Below are 17,923 nucleotides of genomic sequence, written 5' to 3'. Positions count from 1 at the left end.
ATGTACTGATTCACTCAACGCCTACTCAGTGGGAGAAGAACGAAACCCTCCACTTATTGAAGGTTCGTTTTATCACGTTTACTGACTATAAAGGGCATGAAAAGAAGGTGGCATATGATGGCTTCTCTTTTACAATTAAAAAGACTGAAACGTGGCTCAGTCATCGGCGTCGTTGCACCAGCCGGCCAACCTGATGAGCAGAACTTGGCGAAAGCCGTGGCCTATTTAACATCAAATGGCTACCGAGTAGTTTATGGTGACGCGATTTTTCGAAAACATGGTTATTTAGCCGGGACAGATGAGGAACGGGCAGACGATATTAACACGATGTTTCAACGTCGTGATATCGACGCCATATTTTGTGCCTGTGGCGGATATGGGTCACCAAGAATAGCCTCCCTTTTAAATTATAGGCTTATCAAAAAGCACCCTAAAATCTTTTGGGGCTACAGTGATATCACTTTCTTACATGTGGCCATTCAACAATTAACCGGATTAACAACGTTTCACGGTCCGATGCTAAGCTCTGATTTAGGAACTGAGACGAGACAAGACGAACTGAAAGAGCTGCTTGCTTGGCTTCGGGCACCTTCAGCGCTAACTTACCGTGCAGAAGATATTCTTTTTCATGGTACAGCTCATGGAAAGCTTATTGGTGGCAATTTGTCTTTGCTTGTTAGTTCATTAGGCACGCAATATGAAGTTGACACAGATGGGGCTATTCTTTTTATTGAAGAAATTGACGAAGAACCGTACGTGATTGATCGCTTATTAAATCAGTTAAAATTAGCAGGAAAATTTTCGAAGGTGTCAGCCGTTATAGTAGGTCACTTCAATGCCTGTGTTGCAAAAAATGGGCGTCCTTCTTTTACACTTAATGAGTTGTTCATTCAGTATATAGTGCCAGCGGGGAAACCTGTACTGTCAGGCTTTAACGTTGGTCACTGTGAGCCGAATGATCCTATGCCTCTCGGCGCGTTCTGTGAGGTTAATACATATGATAAAACAGTGGTTATAAAAAATCCATTTACACATGATTAGGTGAATTAACGTCATCTCTTGTAACAATGATCCACGCGATCTTTTACATGATGGCCGGATGTTCGAGAAGGAGGTCAACGAGAGGTTAGCCTAGCCATTTTTTAAGCTTGCCATAATGGGGAAACTGACCGAGCTAATACGTTTAAGTGAGGGGGGATAGGTGTTATGAAACCATTCATCGGAATCACATCGTCTTACAGTGACGAAAAGACGCTGCAGACGTCTTACGACAACATTAATGCCATTACTCAAGCAGGTGGTGTCCCTGTCGTCTTACCGAATGTGCCTACGACTGATGATGCCATTAATGCTACAATCGAAAAACTCGATGGCGTACTTGTAACAGGAGGTGGGGACATTGATCCAAGTTTATTTAATGAAGAACCTCTTCCACATTTAGGATGCCTCCATCCTCAACGAGATCAATTTGAAGTGGCATTATTAAAAGAGGCGATGGCACGTAATCTCCCCATTTTAGCTCTGTGCCGTGGGTGTCAAATTTTGAACATTGCAGCGGGCGGGGATATGTATCAAGACATTTACAGTCAAATAACGAAACCCCTTCTCCAACATACGCAACGAGCTCCGAGGTCTTTTCCCTTTCACACTATCCATGTGACTGAGGAAAGCCTTCTTAAAAAAATTACAGGCAAGTCCAAGTATCGCGTTAATAGTTTCCATCACCAGGCTGTCCGACGACTAGCAGAAGGCTTTCACATTAGTGCATTATCTGACGATGGTATCATTGAAGCGTTTGAAAGCAGCAAGCATTCATTTGTTCTAGCGGTACAATGGCATCCAGAGTCTATGACATCCGCCGGTGATATTCCGTCACGTAAATTGTTTTCTACGTTTATTAATGCCTGTCATAATGGTCTGTCTGAATCACTAACTAATAGAATTAACAGCTAAAAGACTGGAGGGAGCTGACTTATTAATGGAAGAACAGTACCGAGTAGGCGTGTCAGTAGCCACTCTTTGGACGTCACCTCAAACACCTCGGGCGTGTGACCAAAAAGTACTGACATCGCCAGTTAATATCCGGGGCTGGTTAAAAGAGTTGTCACAAACAGAAAGACGACAATTGAGTGATGATGACCTCATTCAAACCCAAGTATTATATGGGGAAAAGGTGGTTGTGTTAGACAAGCAAACTGACTGGCTCAAGGTAGCTGTGACGGAACAACCATCTTCAAAACACGAAGCGGGGTACCCGGGATGGTTGCCAGCAACACATGTTATAGCAGAATCGCAGCTAAAAGCCTATCATAGAGATAGAAAGTTTGCTGTCATTAAACAGCCGACAGCTTTTGTTTACACAGACGATGGCCAACGAACGCTTGAAGTAAGCTATCAGACGACATTTCCGTTAATAGATTCTCCCGATAAGGAAAAGGAGCTGCGAGTTTTGACTCCACATGGGTTACGTGTCATTAATAAACAAGATGCGGTGATTTATTCTGACTTGGCTAGCATTCCGCGACCAAATGGAACGGATTTAGTCAAAAGTGGTGAAATGTTTCTTGATTTACCCTATTTGTGGGGTGGCATAAGTGGATTTGGTTTTGATTGCTCCGGCTTTACATATACGCTACATAAAGCGTGGGGCATTGTTATTCCACGAGATGCGTCAGAACAAGCGCAGCAAGGTGTTTCAATAGCACAAACTGATTGTCAGCCTGGTGATCTTATCTTCTTTGCGAAAGATAAAGGAAGAGGACCAGTGTATCATGTGGGTATATATTACGGTGAGGATCGCATGCTTCATGCACCTAGTTCAGGGAAAAGTATTGAGATTGTAGCGATTGAAGAGACGGTACATCGGGATAACTTTTACACGATTAAACGCTTTTATTAAGATACGAAGTGTGGGGAAAGTGAGTAAACAGAAGGATAAATTACAAAACCTTTGGAGCTTGTGCACCAAAGGTTTTGTAGATGCTCATTTAATGAATTTGATTAGCGTAATAAGGAAATTTGAGCCTTTTGTTCGTGGAAGTCCACGTTAGAATAGTACGCATTTTTAACTAATAAATTTGGCCCGAGACATTCAACGGCTGGACAGTGACAGCTAAGACTTTTGGCAGTCTCTGTGCGCTGCCACTTTTCAAACGCTTCGGGAAGTGATTGGTGATGGATACTACCGAGAGCTCCCTCAGAAGCGAAATCAGTGACGTGAATGCTTCCGTCAAATATACTGACATTTAATCGGGAACGCCCATCGGGATCATTTCTGACAGTGACATTTTCTGTGCTATAAAGACGGTTTAATAGGGAAAGGTCCTCGTCGTTGTGACTGCAAGCATAAAAGGGCAGAGTGCCGAACAGCATCCACATCTGCTTGTTACGATGATCGAGTAAACGGTGAATCCCTTGACGAATGTCTTCGAGGCTAGCAATCGTTAAATCACTGGCAAAGTTACTGGGATACATAGGGTGCACCTCATGTCGACTACACCCCATAGCAACGATTTGATCATGAATCTTTTCAAGATGAGGTAACGTGCGGCGATTTAACATCGTTTCCGCAGAGATGAAGACGCCTTGCTTTGATAGCGCTTGGCTGTTCTCTACCATACGCTCGAAGTAAGCTTCACGCTGCTTCAACATTGGCTTTCGATCCATTACAGCAAACCCAATATCAACGAAATCATCCACACTTCCATAATTATGCGAGATATGAAGAACATCTAAATAAGGTGTAATTAAGTCATATCTTTCTAATGGCATAGTTAAATTCGAATTAATTTGTGTTCGGGCACCTCTATCATGGGCATATTTAAGGAGGGGCACGACGTACTCTTTCACAGACTTCATCGACATCATCGGCTCTCCACCTGTGATGCTAAAAGCCCGAAGATGTGGAATCTCATCTAGTTTGTCAATGAAAAGCTGTAAAGGAAGTGCTTCCGGGTCTTTCGTTAGTAACGAATAACCAACAGCACAATGTTCGCATCTCATATTACACAGGTTAGTTGTGGTAAACTCTACATTTGTAAGTTGTGGCTTTCCGTATTCTTTTATATCCACGTAAGCTTCCCAAGGGTCATTTGTGGGACTTAATGCCTGTTGCTCTGTTTGCATGCTCTATCACTCCTTTAAAAACGGTGCGGCGCCGCTTGGCATGATTGATGATGGAAAAATAGTCATGAATAAGTCATTATCGATTTCTTATGTTACATGATATACAACTGAAAAGAAATGGATAAACTATGAAAAAGACAATTAAAGGTTTGAACATACCGGTGTTTTTGTTACAATATGATCTGAAAAGACGTTTGGACAAGCATGGAAGGAGTACGATGATGCCAGATTTAGAACAGGGGAAACAACTGAAACTTGAAGTATTACATGAGAGAATGGAAAATTTAGTTGAGTTACTTGACTCCCTAGACCCAGAAAAAACAGGGGTAGAAGATATTGACCGACTAATAGAGATGCTTGATGACCTTGAAAATCAATGTAAACAATATCGTCAGCAAGCAGATTAATAGAGATAGATTTAAAGAAGCTCCTAGTTTGGGAGCTTTTCTTATCGATAATCGACTGTAAAACTCATGAGTGGAGAAAATCTATTATGCGAGAGATAACGGACGCTAATGAGCTGATTAACTCAACTACCAGAAATGTCCCCTGATTGAAGGTCCTTTTTATTTCACTTCTTAGTGAATGGTTTCTATTGCCTGAAACCAGGTAAAATCAGTATTGAAGATAGAGTCCTGACACCTGACCTATTTTTTTCATGAAAATCTAGATTTCTAGCTAAATGAATGAATTTCATAATTCAAAATAAGATGTCAAAATTCGAATAACGACTGTGACTTTCACTTCAGACGGACGCTTTCCCGAGGGCTTGTCTTCAGCTAACTTTTGCTCGGGAAACCCTAGCAAAAGTGGATCTTCAGACTGCGCTTAATCCTCAGGGAGTCGCCGTCTTACGTTTCAATAATTTCTATCACAGATAACCGTCCATAAAACTCCGCACTAAAATAGAAAGCAGAGATAAATCTATTTAGGTGGGTGAACGGACGCTAATGACCTGATTGACTCAACGACCAATCAGTAGGAGAAGAACGAAAGCCCTACTGATTTAATATGTGCTTTATCATCCACATATTAAATGAAATTTATTGCTATTATTCGTGTTATTGCTTTAAAAACATCATTATGAAATCAACTCAAATAGGTGCTAAAAGTGATATAGCGTTAACGTTAGAAAGTAGTGTAAAATAAACAATTATTTAACGTATATTGGAGGAAGAAGCATGACAACGATTTATTTTATCAGGCATGGTCAGTCAGAAGCGAATTCCAAAGGGATTATTCAAGGACATGCTGACTTTCCGTTATCTGACTTAGGCATACGGCAAGCAGAGCTTGCTGGCAAATGGCTCGCTAATGTTGAATTAGACGCTATTTATGCCAGTGACTTAGGAAGAGCTATGGTAACCGCTGAGCATATTGCTGCACACCAAGACTTAAAAGTCCAGTCGTGGCCTAGATTACGTGAAGTTGGACTAGGACCGCTAGAAGGGAAAACACGTGAAGAAATGGCAATAGATTATCCTCAGTTGAAAGCAGAAGCGTTACTGACATCAGGGATTCAGGGAACTGAACCAGTGGAAAATCTTACGGAACGTTGCGCACATTTGGTTGAAAAAATGACTCAGACTCATCCTGATGGGAGTATAGCAGCAGTGAGTCACGGCGGCTTTATTGGTATTTTTCTTACTTACATGATTGCTGGCGCAGACTGGTATAAGATGAATCGGCCATTTATGATAGGGAACACTGGCATTACAAAAGTTTCTCTCTCTCAAACAGGGAAAGCGGCAATTCATTATACAAACCGAACAGAACATTTAGATATAGAAGGCAATCTTCTACATAGCTCCACGATTGCTTATTGAAAGCTCGCCTTATGGCGAGTCTTTTTTTAAAGTTCAGCAACGGCCGCTGGATTTTCAGTAATCCGCCCGCGAAAGTCAGCAACCCCACTTAAAAGTTCAGCAATGCCGCCTTAATTTTCAGCATAAACCTCATTAATTTCCGCATCTCCCACTATATTCAGCGTTAAGCTCACTTTAAAACGAAGTGGGAGTGAATGAATATCATGATTTTTTCACATAATGAATGATAATTGCACTAATACGAAAGCGGGGATTACATATGAAGCGTGTCATGATGATGTGTGCGGTAGTAATGATGATGACGATAATGGTAACAGAGATGAGCGCTCAGGCGGCGTTAAGTAACGAAGAATATAAGTGGAATTTTAAGCCGGCTAAAAATCACGAACCACCCACTACTGAACCACATTACCAGGAGCTCATCGATAAATATGGGGGCTTGTATATTGGCGACACGTCAAAGAAAGAACTTTATTTAACATTCGATAATGGCTATGAAAATGGCTATACGGCAGATATTTTAGACACATTGAAGGAAAAAAATGTGCCTGCGGCGTTTTTTGTAACCGGGCATTATTTGTCAGAGGAAAAAGAATTGATTAATCGGATGGTGAATGAAGGGCATATTGTCGGTAATCACTCATTTCACCATCCGAGTCTCCCAAAAGTATCAGATGATCGACTCATAAGAGAAATTCGCACGCTTGAAGATGAGTATAAAGAGGTCACTGGCCGGACAGATATGATGTATTTGCGTCCACCACAAGGGACGTTTAGTGAACGAACTCTTGCTAAAACGGCGGAGATGGGCTATACGAACGTATTTTGGTCGTTCGCTTATAAAGATTGGGAAATTGACCGTCAAAAGGGAGCCGACTATGCCTATGATAAAATCATGGCGAGAGTACATCCTGGAGCTGTCATGTTGCTGCATGCAGTTTCCAGTGACAATGCTGAAGCCCTTCCGAGAGTGATCGATGACTTGAAGAAGGAAGGCTATACGTTTAAAAGCCTTGATGAGTGGCGAATTAAAGAGGAAATGTTCTTCCATTAAAAGATAAAGGAATCAGCTTCTGGGCTGATTCCTTTTGCAATTAATTAGCAAAACTCATTTCTCCGAGAGCATGTGCGATTGTTTCAAGTGTCGACACATCTGTTACATCGAAGGCGATTGCTTCCCGGCTTCTAACGACCATGATGCCGACAGCTTCATTTGAACTATTTTTTAACGGGAATTTTAATTCACCGTTCGCTTCCCACGCTAAGTCTTCTTCTAAATCTGAAGCCGCAGCAAGCGTCATCTTCTCTTCTCTCTCAAAAAAATAAATACCGACCCAATCGATATATGGGACGTGCTGTTCTAAAGAGGTGGCAGTTGTTTGTAACAGTTCAGGTAACTCTTTTCGTTTATATACGTCGGACATAATTTTTAGTGACGCAATATCTGTTGCAATGGACATATGATCTCTCCTATCTCAATTAACCTCTGCACGATCATTTTATCAGACAGGCAAGAGGAATGGGCATGCCAAGTTAAGGTAATCAATGAAATATGGTATGCTGTTAGTGATGGAAGGCGGTGTAACAATGGAATGGACGCATGTGATTACAGGACCATACAATTTTAACCAAGCGTTAAAACGACTGAAAATTGATCCACTTTTGACATTAAATGTGGTAGAGGAAACGTTAACGCTGCCGATTTGGATTGAAGACAATCCAGTGACCGTGACAGTGAAGCAAGTAGGCACATTCGAAGAGCCAATGTTTCATATACAAGTGACAGATCACGAAAAGGTGACGAAACAGGCGATAACAGAGAAATTGACACATCTATTTCATTGGGACACCCCGCTCGCTGCAATTGCTGACTTTTTTGAGAAAACAGAATTAGCATCTCTTTTTCAACAGTATCGGGGGACCCCTTTTGTCTGTGATTCTCAGCTTTACGGGAGCTTAATGAAGACGATTATTCATCAACAGCTCAACATGGCGTTTGCTTATACGCTAACGGAACGGTTTGTAAAATCATTCGGCTTTCAACATGAAGGTGCATGGTTTTACCCTTCCGCAGAGAAAGTAGCGACCATTGAGCCAGCACAACTTCGGGAGCTTCAGTTTAGCCAGCGAAAAGCTGAATACGTCATTGATACATCACGAATGATAGCAGAGGGTGATTTGAACTTAAACGAGCTTGTACAATTACCTAATGAACAAGTGATCGAGACACTTGTAAAAATCAGGGGGATTGGCCCGTGGACAGCAGAGAACTTCCTCATGTTTGGTCTAGGGAGGATGGACCTCTTTCCCATTCAAGATATTGGGATACAAAACGCCATGAAAAAGTTTTATAATTGGGAAGCAAAGCCGCTTCATGCTGTGATGCTAGAAAAATCAAAAGAATGGAAGCCATATCGAACGTATGCCTCTCTTTATTTGTGGGAGAGCATCGAAACATAGTATTTGAGGTGTAAATGTGAAACGACAACAACAGGCGAGAGCGCCGAAAACAGAGTTGAAAATAAAACAGGGTCAGCGCTTCCCTTTAACCATTAAACGGCTAGGGATTGATGGAGAAGGTGTGGGTTTTTTTAAGCGACAAGTCGTCTTCGTACCGGGGGCATTACCAGGTGAGGAAGTAGTCTGTGAAGCAGTGAAAGTATCGCAAAAATTTGCTACTGGGAAAGTGGTGAAGTTGCGCCGGAAATCTAAAGATAGGACGACACCACCATGTGCCGTTTATGAGCAATGTGGCGGCTGTCAGCTGCAACATATGACATATGACGCCCAACTTCGTGAGAAAAAAGATATCGTCAGGCAAGCATTTGAGCGGTATACAAAAATAAATTTAGAGCGGTTAGATTTCCACGATACGATCGGTATGGACGACCCTTGGCATTATCGCAATAAAAGCCAGATGCAAGTAGGGATGAAAGATGGTCACGTGATCGCTGGACTTTACAGCTCGAACAGTCATAAGCTGATCGATATTACGGACTGTATCGTCCAACATCCACAAACAAACACCATTACGAAAGTCGTCAAACAAATAGCAGACGATTTAAATATACCAATCTACAACGAACGGAAACATCGAGGATTTTTACGAACGATCGTTACGCGCGTTGGCTTCAAAACAGGAGAATGGCAGCTGGCTCTTGTAACAACAACGAAAGAGTTTCCAAGAAAGGAACTCTTTTTAGAGGAATTGCGTCGTCGCTTGCCAGATGTCACGTCAGTTATTCAAAACGTCAACAAAGAAAAAACATCCCTTATTTTCGGTGATGAAACGATTGTATTATACGGAAAAGAGAAGCTTGAGGAACGGTTAGGTGATTTTACCTTTCATTTATCAGCCCGTGCTTTTTTTCAATTAAATCCAGTGCAAACGGAAAAACTCTATGATGCGGCGAAGCAAGCGGCTAAACTAACTGGGAAAGAAAACGTTGTGGATGCTTACTGCGGAGTCGGCACGATTGGCCTATGGGTAGCAGACAAAGCGAAAGAGCTCCGTGGGATGGATGTCATTGCTGATTCAATTAACGATGCTCGAAAAAATGCAGCGGCACATGGCATTGATCATGCCGTTTATGAAGTAGGTAAAGCAGAAACATGGCTGCCAAAATGGGAAAAGGAAGGCTGGCAAGCAGATGTGGTCATCGTTGATCCACCGCGAACAGGTCTTGATGATTCACTCATCGCCACACTGCTCCGGACAAAACCATCCCGAATCGTCTACGTGTCCTGTAATCCCTCCACCCTTGCCAAAAACGTCAAAGAACTAGTAAAAGGCGGCTACACACTAAAAAGCCTCCAACCCGTGGACATGTTCCCTCAGACGGCACAGGTGGAGTGCGTATCGTTTCTTGTATATGAAGGTAAATAAGTTCTGACGCCAACAGTTGAGAGCCTTTCTTAGCAATTGAAAGGCTTTTTTGTTTTTAAGAATAAAAAAATCTGAACTAATATATGATGTTTTCTTCCACTTTTATGTAGAAAATGATGGTAATATCAACGGGGATGTAGATTAAATATTTTAGCCGTTATCCAACTAACGAAGTAGTTAGTGAAAATAAAGCTAGTTAATACTGAATATAGAAAAAGTTGACTAAAGACATTATTTTTTTGTCATATACATTGTATAACGATGTATGTCGTGTTACAATTTTAGTTGAGGTGATGTAATATTATGGATAAAGAAATAATGAAAGGTAGTATTGATATTCTCATTCTTTCGGTTATTGGTAAAGGGTTTACTTATGGTTATGAAATCACAAAAAAATTAAAGGAACAGAGTGATGATTTATATCAAATGAGTGAAGGAACATTGTACCCTGCTTTAAAGCGATTGGAGAATAAAGGTTTTTTAGAGTCTTATTGGGGTGAGTCCGTTGTAGCTGCGAGAAGAAAGCATTATAAACTAACAGATAAAGGTAAGCAAGAACTCGCTAAGAAAACTATGGAGTGGAATCAGGTAAATAAATTAGTTCAAAGTTGCACGGAGGGATTAACGTGAACAAATTAGTACAAAAATACATAAAAGAAACAATTAATAAAGCTGAGGTAACAGGAAATGAGAAAGAAGAGCTGGAAATCGAGTTATCAGAACATTTAATGCTATTAACGAACGAATACTTACAAAAAGGGTTAACAGAAGAAGAAGCAGTTAAGTTTGCAATTAGAGGTTTTGGGGATGAAAGAACAATTGGAGAAGGGTTGAACAACATACTTTATCCATACCGAAATGCTTTGAGGATTATAGGGTGGGCTTCCTTCATCCTTTATAGTTCAGTTGTGCTCTTAATTTTATTGTCTCCTTTGAGGAGGAGTACTGCTTCATTTTTTCATGAGGATCTATGGATAAATATTAACTTTATACCGTTTAAATCAATAATTTGGTACACTACAGGATTTGAACACATTAACTTAAATACGATTATTTACAATACATTAGGGAATATTATTATTTTCATTCCTCTAGGGTTTTTCTTAATTTATCTAGTTAAACGAATTAAATCCCTAGGCAGTGTGCTCCTAGTTTCAATTGTAATTAGTCTGTTTATAGAAGTCAGCCAATTAGTTTTTAGATTAGGGCAAGGCGATGTGGATGATATTTTATTAAATACTGTAGGCGCATTAATAGGATACTTCCTTTTCAAATTAACTTCAGGAATAGGCATGAGAAAAATGAGATCTATTCGCAGTCAGAAAATACACTTTAAATTACCTTAATTTTAAAAAAAGGGATCTAAGTAACGGGTGATCTTTAGTAAAAAATGGCGGTGGTGAACCTGGTTTCTAATAAACCAGGTTTATTTTTGGAGTTTGTCTTTTTATAATTGGTAGATAGTATTAAAATTTACTTGATCAAGTAACCGAACATTTATTTTTATAAGAAAGAGGATTATAGCGATTAGCAAATGATTGTAAGAAGTGGTATGGGAGTGTTTAACAGTGATAAAATTTTTTGAGTATAACTGGCAGGTTAGAGATGAATGGTTTGACTGGTGTAATCAACTAACAATTGAAGAGTTGTTAAAAGAACGTAGAGGTGGAACAGGAAGTATTTTATATACTCTTTTTCACATTATTGATGTGGAATATAGTTGGCTTTGTGGTATTCAAGCTAAAAAAGATGTAGTCGTTCAATTTACTGATTATAAAACACTTGAAAAGGTTAAATCTCTCTCAAATACATGTCGAATAGAAATAGCGGAATTATTAAAAACAAATTTAAATGAACTAAAAGAAGAACTTGTAAGTGTTTCATGGGATGAAGATGAATACACTGGGGATGACATATTACACCATATAATTGCCCACGAGATTCACCACATAGGTCAACTGTCTATTTGGGCAAGAGAATTAGAACTAAGCCCTGTCACTGCTAACTTTATTGGAAGAAAATTCGAATCTATTCACTTTAATTGAACGAGTGGATTAGGGGGCAGCAGCAATATAGAATGTGGTGGGTGCAGATACTATGTGACAAAGTTAGGGATTGCTGAAATTAGGGTTTACTGAATAACCTGTAAACCTTGATATGGCAACGAAGACAGTCGAATAGTCTTCTCCTCACCTTATATCTTCTTTCCGACTGCCTCTATTACGTTGTTTGTTCGACCCCATTTATCCTTTTCGAAAAGGATGAGACATAATATCAACTGCATAGAGGCAGCATGGTAAATCATCATGAATTCACTTCATACTTTCTTCTTTTTTTTCATAAAATAATCTTCCATGTTTCTATCGATATCAGCTATGATTTTGACCAATTCGTCCATTGGGTATGTGAAGTTAGATTCTACCCATCTGTTGATGATGGCAAGGCAACCTTGTACATGATATCCCACATGATATTTCAATTCTTCGTTGACTTCAGAAACTTTCCAATCCTTACGCCACGTTTCAATGCACTTCTGCTCAAATAACACATTAAGGCGAACCATAAAGCTGTTCTCCCTTTTAGTACCAAACAGCATTTGGCATAATTGTTTGTTTTCTATAATGTATTCAAATAATATGCGGTAAAAGTGACTGGGAGGTTGAGAGTAGTTTTGCATAATTAAATCATTTAGTTCTTCAACTACGGCATCCTCCACCTGGTCATACAAATCATAGATATCTTTATAATGAGCATAAAATGTAGCTCTGTGAATATCAACGTTATCGGTTAACTCTCTAACCGTTATATTTCGGAGATCCTTATTCACCATCAATTCTACAAGGCCATTACGCAATGCTCTTTTTGTTTTTCTTACTCGTCTATCTTCATTAGAAGTATCCATAAAAAGTTGTTATACCTCCCGACATTTTAGTTTCAATGTGTCGCTTAACAGACAATCAGACACACAATTGAATATAGATAAGCGACACTAGTTAAATTATAATACACTTATAAGAGTAGAACAACGGTTGTCGTGTTTTGTACTTGTTACTCAAATAAAAGTGTAGTGACAGGAATAGCTCAAACATTCTATTAAGAAGTTAGAAAGGGCGTGAGAAGTAAATGGATAGGCTTTGAAAAATGAACGTATTAGAGGTATGAACTTGGAGATATAGTCACAATTATAATCACTATTTTTGCATTGAGTATCATTTAAAAACTGTGAATGATAGTAAATGATTTTTTGCATCAATGTGAATTTACTTAAGGAGGAAAACAGATGATTGAATATAGAAGGCCAGAAATGAAAGAATTAAAAGGTATCGCGAAGATGAGTGCCATAACATTTGGTGATTATCCAATATTTCATGAATTTAGGAATGAATTTAGCGATATGGACAGCTTTATTGATTTAATGAGTGAAGTCCAACATGTTTATTTAAAAGCTTACTATAAAAACGCAGATTTTTTCGTAGGGGAGGAAAACGGACAGATTAAAAGTTTTGCTGTTTTAATACGTCCTAATAGCTCCAAAGTGAGTGTTTTTGATTATTTCCTTTCGGGTGCATTCAAACTATTGAGGAAAGCTAGTCTTAGAAAGCTTCTTAAGCTTTTAAATATTCTTGAAGAAGGACATGGGCCGATCAGTGAGATCAAAGAACAGTCGTGGGTATTAGAATCTCTAGCAGTTGATAAATCTTGTAGGGGACAGCAATTAGGGACTAAAATGCTCAATGATTGTATTATACCGTATATTTCGAAGCAAAGCTCCGGTACCAAGGAGACATTTGTTACTTTTACTAATACAGAGAGAAATAAAAAGTTTTATCTTAAAAATGGATTTACAGAATTTGATTACACACCGATAGAGAGGAAGGGGACAACTATTGGAAATTGGAGTTTCCGGATGATGATAGATCCGCCAGCAATTAATTAAATAATATCATAGAAAAAAGCTATGATAGAATAAGCGGTAAAGAAGGGAAAGTGCTTGTTTCTCTTTTAAGGTTGACACTGGTGATGAAGTGAAGGTTGACAGGGGAGTAAAGAGGAATACTGGGAAGTGTGTACCGTTTCATATATGTGGAGGAAAATAAACATGAAACAAATAGTGTGGCACCTTTTGAGCAGTTAAAAGACTCTTTTGATAGTGGATATTTTAAAGTCTAGGTTAAGTAATGGTGGTTCATAACATGAGAATGATTTTTTAAAGTGAAATTAAAGGGGAGAAATGATTCAGTGGTATATTATGGTGACGATCTGTTTAAAGGTACAGCTAAGTATTATTCGAAGTATAGACCCATATATCCTGCTTCTTTAATAAGATATTTAATTAGAAAGTTTTCTCTGGACGGTAAAGGTCATCTGCTCGATTTAGGGTGTGGTACGGGACAATTAGCATTTAGATTTTCGGATTGGTTTGAAAAGATAGTCGGAATTGATACAGACCCTGAAATGATAACGGAAGCAATTGACCTTAGCAAAGATATGAGAATTGAAAATATACAATTTTTTAATGGAAACCTTGATAAATATAAGGTTAATGCTCATACATTTTTTAAATTGGTAACGATAGCGAAGGCCTTTCATTGGATGGACAGGGAGATGGTGCTGGAAACATTATACGAAATGATTCCCTATGAAGGTGGGATAGCTATAATTGATAGCTATTCCCCAAATAAAGAGCTATCACCTTGGCAAAAGACAGTGAATGAGGTAGTGAAACAGTGGTACGGGCATGTAAGAAGGGCCGGGGATACTACATACTCGCACCCTACTATCAGCCATCAGCAAATTGTAGCAAATTCCAAGTTCGAATTAGATGTTTATCAATTACCTACTTATGAGTATTACTGGTCAGTCGAGACTATAATCGGCCATCTATATTCCACTTCATTTGGGGCTAAAAGGTTTCTTGGAGATAACGTAAATTCCTTTGAACAAAATCTAAGAGAAGAATTGTTATCTATTGAAGAAACAGGTGTGTTTAAGGAACAAGTAAACATAACAGTTATAATGGCTTTAAAAAAATAACGAATGTTATTCTTAAGTTAATAACACGAGATTTTAGTTGACTAATGGTGACAAAAAGGCTTAGAAAGTTTGTTCTTTCTAAGCCTACTTACAATTAATTCTGGAGGAGGGGTTATATTGACAGTTGAAAAAAATTTAAGGGTGTGTGAAAAGGGGCATAAGTATTACAAAAGTAGTGAATGTCCAAGCTGCCCTACCTGTGATAAAGCTAAGCCTAAAAATGGTTTCCTTGCGAAACTTAGTTCACCTGCAAGAAATGCCTTGCTTCACGAAGGGATCGACACCTTGAAAAAATTATCAACGTACACTGAAAAGGAAATCTTAAACATTCATGGTATTGGACCAGCTTCCTTACCTGTGATGAGAACATTATTAAAGGAAGAAGGATTATCATTTAAAGAATGAATAAACAATGGCACGTACTTTAGTTTAAGTAGGATAATATCAGGAAGTAGAAAATGAACACTGCAAGTATGGAATAATTTTAATCGCACAATTTCAGTCATAAATATTATATGGGGGAAAAGGTATTTTTTTATTTGGAATAAACGGGGGAAGACGCTTGTGAAAGAATGACACATATATATAGGGAGTGAGAAAATAACAATATGGATACACATGGGTTTATATATGCTGAAAAAAAGACTAATTCATTAGCAAAAGAAATGTCAGAAAGTAATTGGGATGTTCAATTAACACCACAATTGGTACATTGAGAAAGCATTTTAAACATATGGTTCGGGTAAGAGATGTTTATTGTGACGGTTTAAAAACTGGAGAGATTTGTTTTCCTGGTAAACGGACATCAGGAGAGAACAGTTTGATTCAAGCATTAGAACGGAGTATGAAACAATTAGAAGTTGAATTCAAGCATACAAAATTTAAATCTATAAGAATGGGAAGGGAGCACCTAACTATCATGGATTTATTAAGTACAGCAATACAACACGAGGGGATTCATCAAGGACAATATTTTGTGGCACTTAAACAATCAAGATTTGAGCTACCGAAACAGTGGGAGAAAGACTGGCAAATGTGATTCTAAAAAATTGCAGAATATATACTTAAATAAGCGAGAGCCTAGCCGGATAAGAAAATGTAGCTCTTGTACTAAGAAACTCTTTTTTTGAATGGAGCAGATATCTTGAATTGTCCTAGATTGAGGGCTATTCTAAACACAATAAGAACACGTTTTACTAAAATTATGAAAAATGACTGGAGATGTGATACTCATGGGAAATACGGATAAATTTGAAATGATTGCTAATACGTATGACACGCCTGATAGAATGAAGATTGCAAAGGTATCCTCTGATGCCATCCGCCAGTATTTAGTTGATGCTAAAAGTAAGAAAGCAATTGATTTTGGATGTGGTACTGGACTTGTGGGAATGAATTTGTTAAATGAATTTGATTCGCTGCTTTTTTTAGATACGTCACCAAACATGATTAATCAAATTAAGCAAAAAATAACTGATGTTAATAATCAAAATGTAGACACGTTATGTTTTGATATTGAAAAGGAAAATTTATCGGGTGTTCATGCTGATTATGTTTTTATGGCTCAGGTTCTACTCCATATTGAGGATGTCAAATTAGTTTTATCACGCCTATTTGATGTGCTAAATGAAGGAGGACATTTACTAATAGTAGATTTTAATAAGAATGAAAATATTGTTTCAGATATGGTGCATAATGGATTTAACCCAGAAGAATTAACTGATATCATGACAAAAATAGGGTACAAAGATATTCAATTTAAAACTATTTATACCGGCAGTAAAATATTCATGGGGCACGATGCGTCGATGTTTATTTTAGATGCAAAAAAAGAGTAAGGTTCTTTTCAATTCTAAATTCTCTATCACTGGACGATGGAGGTTGGATTAGAGTTGGACATCCTAAACATGTTTTAAACTATTTAGGATCATTATGAATCTAATTCGAGCTTTTAACAATTTAGGAGGAAAAAAATGATAAAATAATAACAAGAGAAGCATTTAAGAAAGCAGGCTGTTGTACATGGGTTTACTAGAGAAGTTATATTCTTTAATTATATTTTTAGCAGTGGTTGTTGGATTAAGTTTAGGACAAATCGACCTCATAAGAGCCTATGCAGAAAGCTTTATTCTGCCTTTGTTAGTTGCAATGCTTTATATCACATTTTTACATATCCCAATTGAAGAGATAACGACATCTCTTAGAAACATCAAGTTTACCTCTACCTCACTCATTATCAATTTCTTGTGGACGCCTCTATTAGCGTGGCTATTAGCATCCACTTTTTTATGGAATCATCCGGCTATTTTTATTGGCTTTATCATGCTAATGGTTACCCCATGTACTGATTGGTACTTAATATTTACAGGAATGGCAAAAGGAAATGTGGCTTTATCAACGGCCATTTTACCTTTGAATTTAGTGTTGCAAGTGATACTTTTACCTGTCTACTTACTGATATTTGGAGGAACGACAGGAGTCATTGAACTCCCATTTTTAATAGAGAGTGTCTTCGTGGTCATATTTATTCCTCTAATGCTAGCCATTCTTACAAAAATACTTCTAAAGAACAAGCAACAATTTGCTGATAACCTCTTATCTAAATTAAGTGCACTTCCAATTATTTTTCTAAGCCTTGCGATCATGGCCATGTTCTCATCACAAGGTAAGTTGTTAATTGAGAACTTAGACCTTATGTGGAAAATAACCCTCCCAATCTTTTTCTTTTTCATCATCAATTTTATTATTGGACAAAAAGTTGGGCGATTCATGTCATTTTCTTATAAAGAGAGAGCGAGTTTAAGCTTAACGACATTGGCGAGAAATTCACCTATCGCCTTAGCTATTGCCATGACAGCCTTTCCTGAACAACCGCTTATAGCGCTAACGTTGGTGATCGGTCCATTATTAGAATTACCTATTCTAGCTATCATCACCCAACTTTTGTTAGTAACGGCGAAGAGTGAAGAAAATTAGCTATTAGTGCTTTGCTTTTAGAATTGGCCATTGAACGACTCACGAACTAACAAATAGTGAAAAGAGTCGTATTAAC

The 17,923-nt window shown here is 38.4% G+C and carries 20 protein-coding genes; 17 read left to right on the top strand and 3 right to left on the bottom strand.

The features are described 5' to 3' along the window. Nucleotides 1-117 precede the first annotated feature (117 nt). From BK581_RS07510 to BK581_RS07500, 3 genes are all read left to right on the top strand, one after another. Nucleotides 118-1,041: a S66 peptidase family protein gene (locus tag BK581_RS07510; RefSeq protein ID WP_078577587.1), complete on the top strand. Its 924-nt coding sequence runs from the start codon at nucleotides 118-120 to the stop codon at nucleotides 1,039-1,041. A 165-nt stretch (nucleotides 1,042-1,206) separates the two neighbouring features. Then, nucleotides 1,207-1,953: a gamma-glutamyl-gamma-aminobutyrate hydrolase family protein gene (locus tag BK581_RS07505; RefSeq protein WP_078577586.1), complete on the top strand. Its 747-nt coding sequence runs from the start codon at nucleotides 1,207-1,209 to the stop codon at nucleotides 1,951-1,953. A 25-nt stretch (nucleotides 1,954-1,978) separates the two neighbouring features. Then, nucleotides 1,979-2,899 carry a C40 family peptidase gene (locus BK581_RS07500; protein ID WP_078577585.1) on the top strand — a complete coding sequence of 307 codons (921 nt, stop codon included), beginning with the start codon at nucleotides 1,979-1,981 and terminating at the stop codon, nucleotides 2,897-2,899. Between the two features lie 101 nt (nucleotides 2,900-3,000). Here BK581_RS07500 and yfkAB read toward each other — a convergent pair whose 3' ends face one another. Beyond that, nucleotides 3,001-4,125 (bottom strand): radical SAM/CxCxxxxC motif protein YfkAB, encoded by a 1,125-nt coding sequence (gene yfkAB, locus BK581_RS07495; RefSeq protein ID WP_078577584.1) that lies wholly within the window; start codon nucleotides 4,123-4,125, stop codon nucleotides 3,001-3,003. Nucleotides 4,126-4,253: 128 nt separating this feature from the next. Between yfkAB and BK581_RS07490 the strand changes: the two genes are divergently transcribed. The 3 genes from BK581_RS07490 (at nucleotide 4,254) to pdaA (ending at nucleotide 7,005) form a co-directional block, all read left to right on the top strand. Then, nucleotides 4,254-4,532 carry an SE1561 family protein gene (locus tag BK581_RS07490; protein ID WP_245828933.1) on the top strand — a complete coding sequence of 93 codons (279 nt, stop codon included), beginning with the start codon at nucleotides 4,254-4,256 and terminating at the stop codon, nucleotides 4,530-4,532. Between the two features lie 774 nt (nucleotides 4,533-5,306). Further along, a complete protein-coding gene (locus BK581_RS07485; protein WP_078577582.1) occupies nucleotides 5,307-5,951 on the top strand; it encodes a histidine phosphatase family protein in 645 nt (214 codons plus the stop codon). 259 nt (nucleotides 5,952-6,210) lie between these two features. After that, nucleotides 6,211-7,005 carry a delta-lactam-biosynthetic de-N-acetylase gene (pdaA, locus tag BK581_RS07480; protein ID WP_078577581.1) on the top strand — a complete coding sequence of 265 codons (795 nt, stop codon included), beginning with the start codon at nucleotides 6,211-6,213 and terminating at the stop codon, nucleotides 7,003-7,005. 40 nt (nucleotides 7,006-7,045) lie between these two features. Here pdaA and BK581_RS07475 read toward each other — a convergent pair whose 3' ends face one another. Then, nucleotides 7,046-7,411, bottom strand: coding sequence for a GAF domain-containing protein (locus BK581_RS07475; RefSeq protein ID WP_078577580.1), 366 nt, complete (start codon nucleotides 7,409-7,411; stop codon nucleotides 7,046-7,048). A gap of 127 nt (nucleotides 7,412-7,538) precedes the next feature. On the opposite strand from BK581_RS07475, the gene BK581_RS07470 reads away from it, so the two are divergent. From BK581_RS07470 to BK581_RS07450, 5 genes are all read left to right on the top strand, one after another. After that, the gene (locus BK581_RS07470; RefSeq protein ID WP_078579886.1) at nucleotides 7,539-8,411 is read left to right on the top strand and encodes a DNA-3-methyladenine glycosylase family protein; all 873 of its coding nucleotides are present in this window, start codon (nucleotides 7,539-7,541) and stop codon (nucleotides 8,409-8,411) included. A gap of 16 nt (nucleotides 8,412-8,427) precedes the next feature. Continuing rightward, nucleotides 8,428-9,837 (top strand): 23S rRNA (uracil(1939)-C(5))-methyltransferase RlmD, encoded by a 1,410-nt coding sequence (gene rlmD, locus BK581_RS07465; protein ID WP_078577579.1) that lies wholly within the window; start codon nucleotides 8,428-8,430, stop codon nucleotides 9,835-9,837. A gap of 303 nt (nucleotides 9,838-10,140) precedes the next feature. Then, the gene (locus BK581_RS07460; protein WP_078577578.1) at nucleotides 10,141-10,467 is read left to right on the top strand and encodes a PadR family transcriptional regulator; all 327 of its coding nucleotides are present in this window, start codon (nucleotides 10,141-10,143) and stop codon (nucleotides 10,465-10,467) included. Continuing rightward, nucleotides 10,464-11,183: a VanZ family protein gene (locus tag BK581_RS07455; protein ID WP_078577577.1), complete on the top strand. Its 720-nt coding sequence runs from the start codon at nucleotides 10,464-10,466 to the stop codon at nucleotides 11,181-11,183. Before BK581_RS07460 ends, BK581_RS07455 begins: the two co-directional genes overlap by 4 nt. Before the next feature lie 222 nt (nucleotides 11,184-11,405). Further along, nucleotides 11,406-11,882, top strand: a complete 477-nt coding sequence (locus tag BK581_RS07450) for a DinB family protein (protein ID WP_078577576.1) — start codon at nucleotides 11,406-11,408, stop codon at nucleotides 11,880-11,882. A gap of 272 nt (nucleotides 11,883-12,154) precedes the next feature. On the opposite strand, the gene BK581_RS07445 is transcribed toward BK581_RS07450, so the two are convergent. Then, entirely contained in the window at nucleotides 12,155-12,739 is a 585-nt protein-coding gene (locus BK581_RS07445; RefSeq protein ID WP_078577575.1) for a TetR/AcrR family transcriptional regulator, read from the bottom strand. 378 nt (nucleotides 12,740-13,117) lie between these two features. Here BK581_RS07445 and BK581_RS07440 point away from each other — a divergent pair, with 378 nt between their 5' ends. The 6 genes from BK581_RS07440 to BK581_RS07415 all read left to right on the top strand — a co-directional run bounded on the left by BK581_RS07440 (nucleotide 13,118) and on the right by BK581_RS07415 (nucleotide 17,847). Further along, entirely contained in the window at nucleotides 13,118-13,774 is a 657-nt protein-coding gene (locus BK581_RS07440) for a GNAT family N-acetyltransferase (protein ID WP_078577574.1), read from the top strand. Between the two features lie 302 nt (nucleotides 13,775-14,076). Then, nucleotides 14,077-14,871 (top strand): class I SAM-dependent methyltransferase, encoded by a 795-nt coding sequence (locus BK581_RS07435; protein WP_078577573.1) that lies wholly within the window; start codon nucleotides 14,077-14,079, stop codon nucleotides 14,869-14,871. A 117-nt stretch (nucleotides 14,872-14,988) separates the two neighbouring features. Beyond that, nucleotides 14,989-15,276, top strand: coding sequence for an RNA polymerase alpha subunit C-terminal domain-containing protein (locus tag BK581_RS07430; protein WP_078577572.1), 288 nt, complete (start codon nucleotides 14,989-14,991; stop codon nucleotides 15,274-15,276). Nucleotides 15,277-15,691: 415 nt separating this feature from the next. Then, nucleotides 15,692-15,910, top strand: coding sequence for a hypothetical protein (locus tag BK581_RS20265; RefSeq protein WP_245828930.1), 219 nt, complete (start codon nucleotides 15,692-15,694; stop codon nucleotides 15,908-15,910). 193 nt (nucleotides 15,911-16,103) lie between these two features. Further along, nucleotides 16,104-16,709 (top strand): class I SAM-dependent methyltransferase, encoded by a 606-nt coding sequence (locus BK581_RS07420; protein ID WP_078577571.1) that lies wholly within the window; start codon nucleotides 16,104-16,106, stop codon nucleotides 16,707-16,709. Nucleotides 16,710-16,893: 184 nt separating this feature from the next. Next, nucleotides 16,894-17,847 carry an arsenic resistance protein gene (locus BK581_RS07415; protein ID WP_078577570.1) on the top strand — a complete coding sequence of 318 codons (954 nt, stop codon included), beginning with the start codon at nucleotides 16,894-16,896 and terminating at the stop codon, nucleotides 17,845-17,847. Nucleotides 17,848-17,923: the final 76 nt, after the last annotated feature.

This window comes from Salipaludibacillus agaradhaerens, assembly GCF_002019735.1.
Taxonomy (GTDB): Bacteria; Bacillota; Bacilli; order Bacillales; family Salisediminibacteriaceae; genus Salipaludibacillus; species Salipaludibacillus agaradhaerens.
Note: the sequence above shows the minus strand (reverse complement) of the source record. Positions and strands in the feature narration are given on the sequence as shown.

What these genes read in the sequence shown, in the direction of transcription:
- BK581_RS07510 (WP_078577587.1), top strand. Translation starts at nt 118, where the DNA reads ATGGCTTCTCTTTTACAATTAAAAAGACTGAAACGTGGCTCAGTCATC.
- BK581_RS07505 (WP_078577586.1), top strand. Translation starts at nt 1,207, where the DNA reads ATGAAACCATTCATCGGAATCACATCGTCTTACAGTGACGAAAAGACG.
- BK581_RS07500 (WP_078577585.1), top strand. Translation starts at nt 1,979, where the DNA reads ATGGAAGAACAGTACCGAGTAGGCGTGTCAGTAGCCACTCTTTGGACG.
- yfkAB (WP_078577584.1), bottom strand. Translation starts at nt 4,125, where the DNA reads ATGCAAACAGAGCAACAGGCATTAAGTCCCACAAATGACCCTTGGGAA.
- BK581_RS07490 (WP_245828933.1), top strand. Translation starts at nt 4,254, where the DNA reads ATGAAAAAGACAATTAAAGGTTTGAACATACCGGTGTTTTTGTTACAA.
- BK581_RS07485 (WP_078577582.1), top strand. Translation starts at nt 5,307, where the DNA reads ATGACAACGATTTATTTTATCAGGCATGGTCAGTCAGAAGCGAATTCC.
- pdaA (WP_078577581.1), top strand. Translation starts at nt 6,211, where the DNA reads ATGAAGCGTGTCATGATGATGTGTGCGGTAGTAATGATGATGACGATA.
- BK581_RS07475 (WP_078577580.1), bottom strand. Translation starts at nt 7,411, where the DNA reads ATGTCCATTGCAACAGATATTGCGTCACTAAAAATTATGTCCGACGTA.
- BK581_RS07470 (WP_078579886.1), top strand. Translation starts at nt 7,539, where the DNA reads ATGGAATGGACGCATGTGATTACAGGACCATACAATTTTAACCAAGCG.
- BK581_RS07460 (WP_078577578.1), top strand. Translation starts at nt 10,141, where the DNA reads ATGGATAAAGAAATAATGAAAGGTAGTATTGATATTCTCATTCTTTCG.
- BK581_RS07445 (WP_078577575.1), bottom strand. Translation starts at nt 12,739, where the DNA reads ATGGATACTTCTAATGAAGATAGACGAGTAAGAAAAACAAAAAGAGCA.
- BK581_RS07440 (WP_078577574.1), top strand. Translation starts at nt 13,118, where the DNA reads ATGATTGAATATAGAAGGCCAGAAATGAAAGAATTAAAAGGTATCGCG.
- BK581_RS07420 (WP_078577571.1), top strand. Translation starts at nt 16,104, where the DNA reads ATGGGAAATACGGATAAATTTGAAATGATTGCTAATACGTATGACACG.
- BK581_RS07415 (WP_078577570.1), top strand. Translation starts at nt 16,894, where the DNA reads ATGGGTTTACTAGAGAAGTTATATTCTTTAATTATATTTTTAGCAGTG.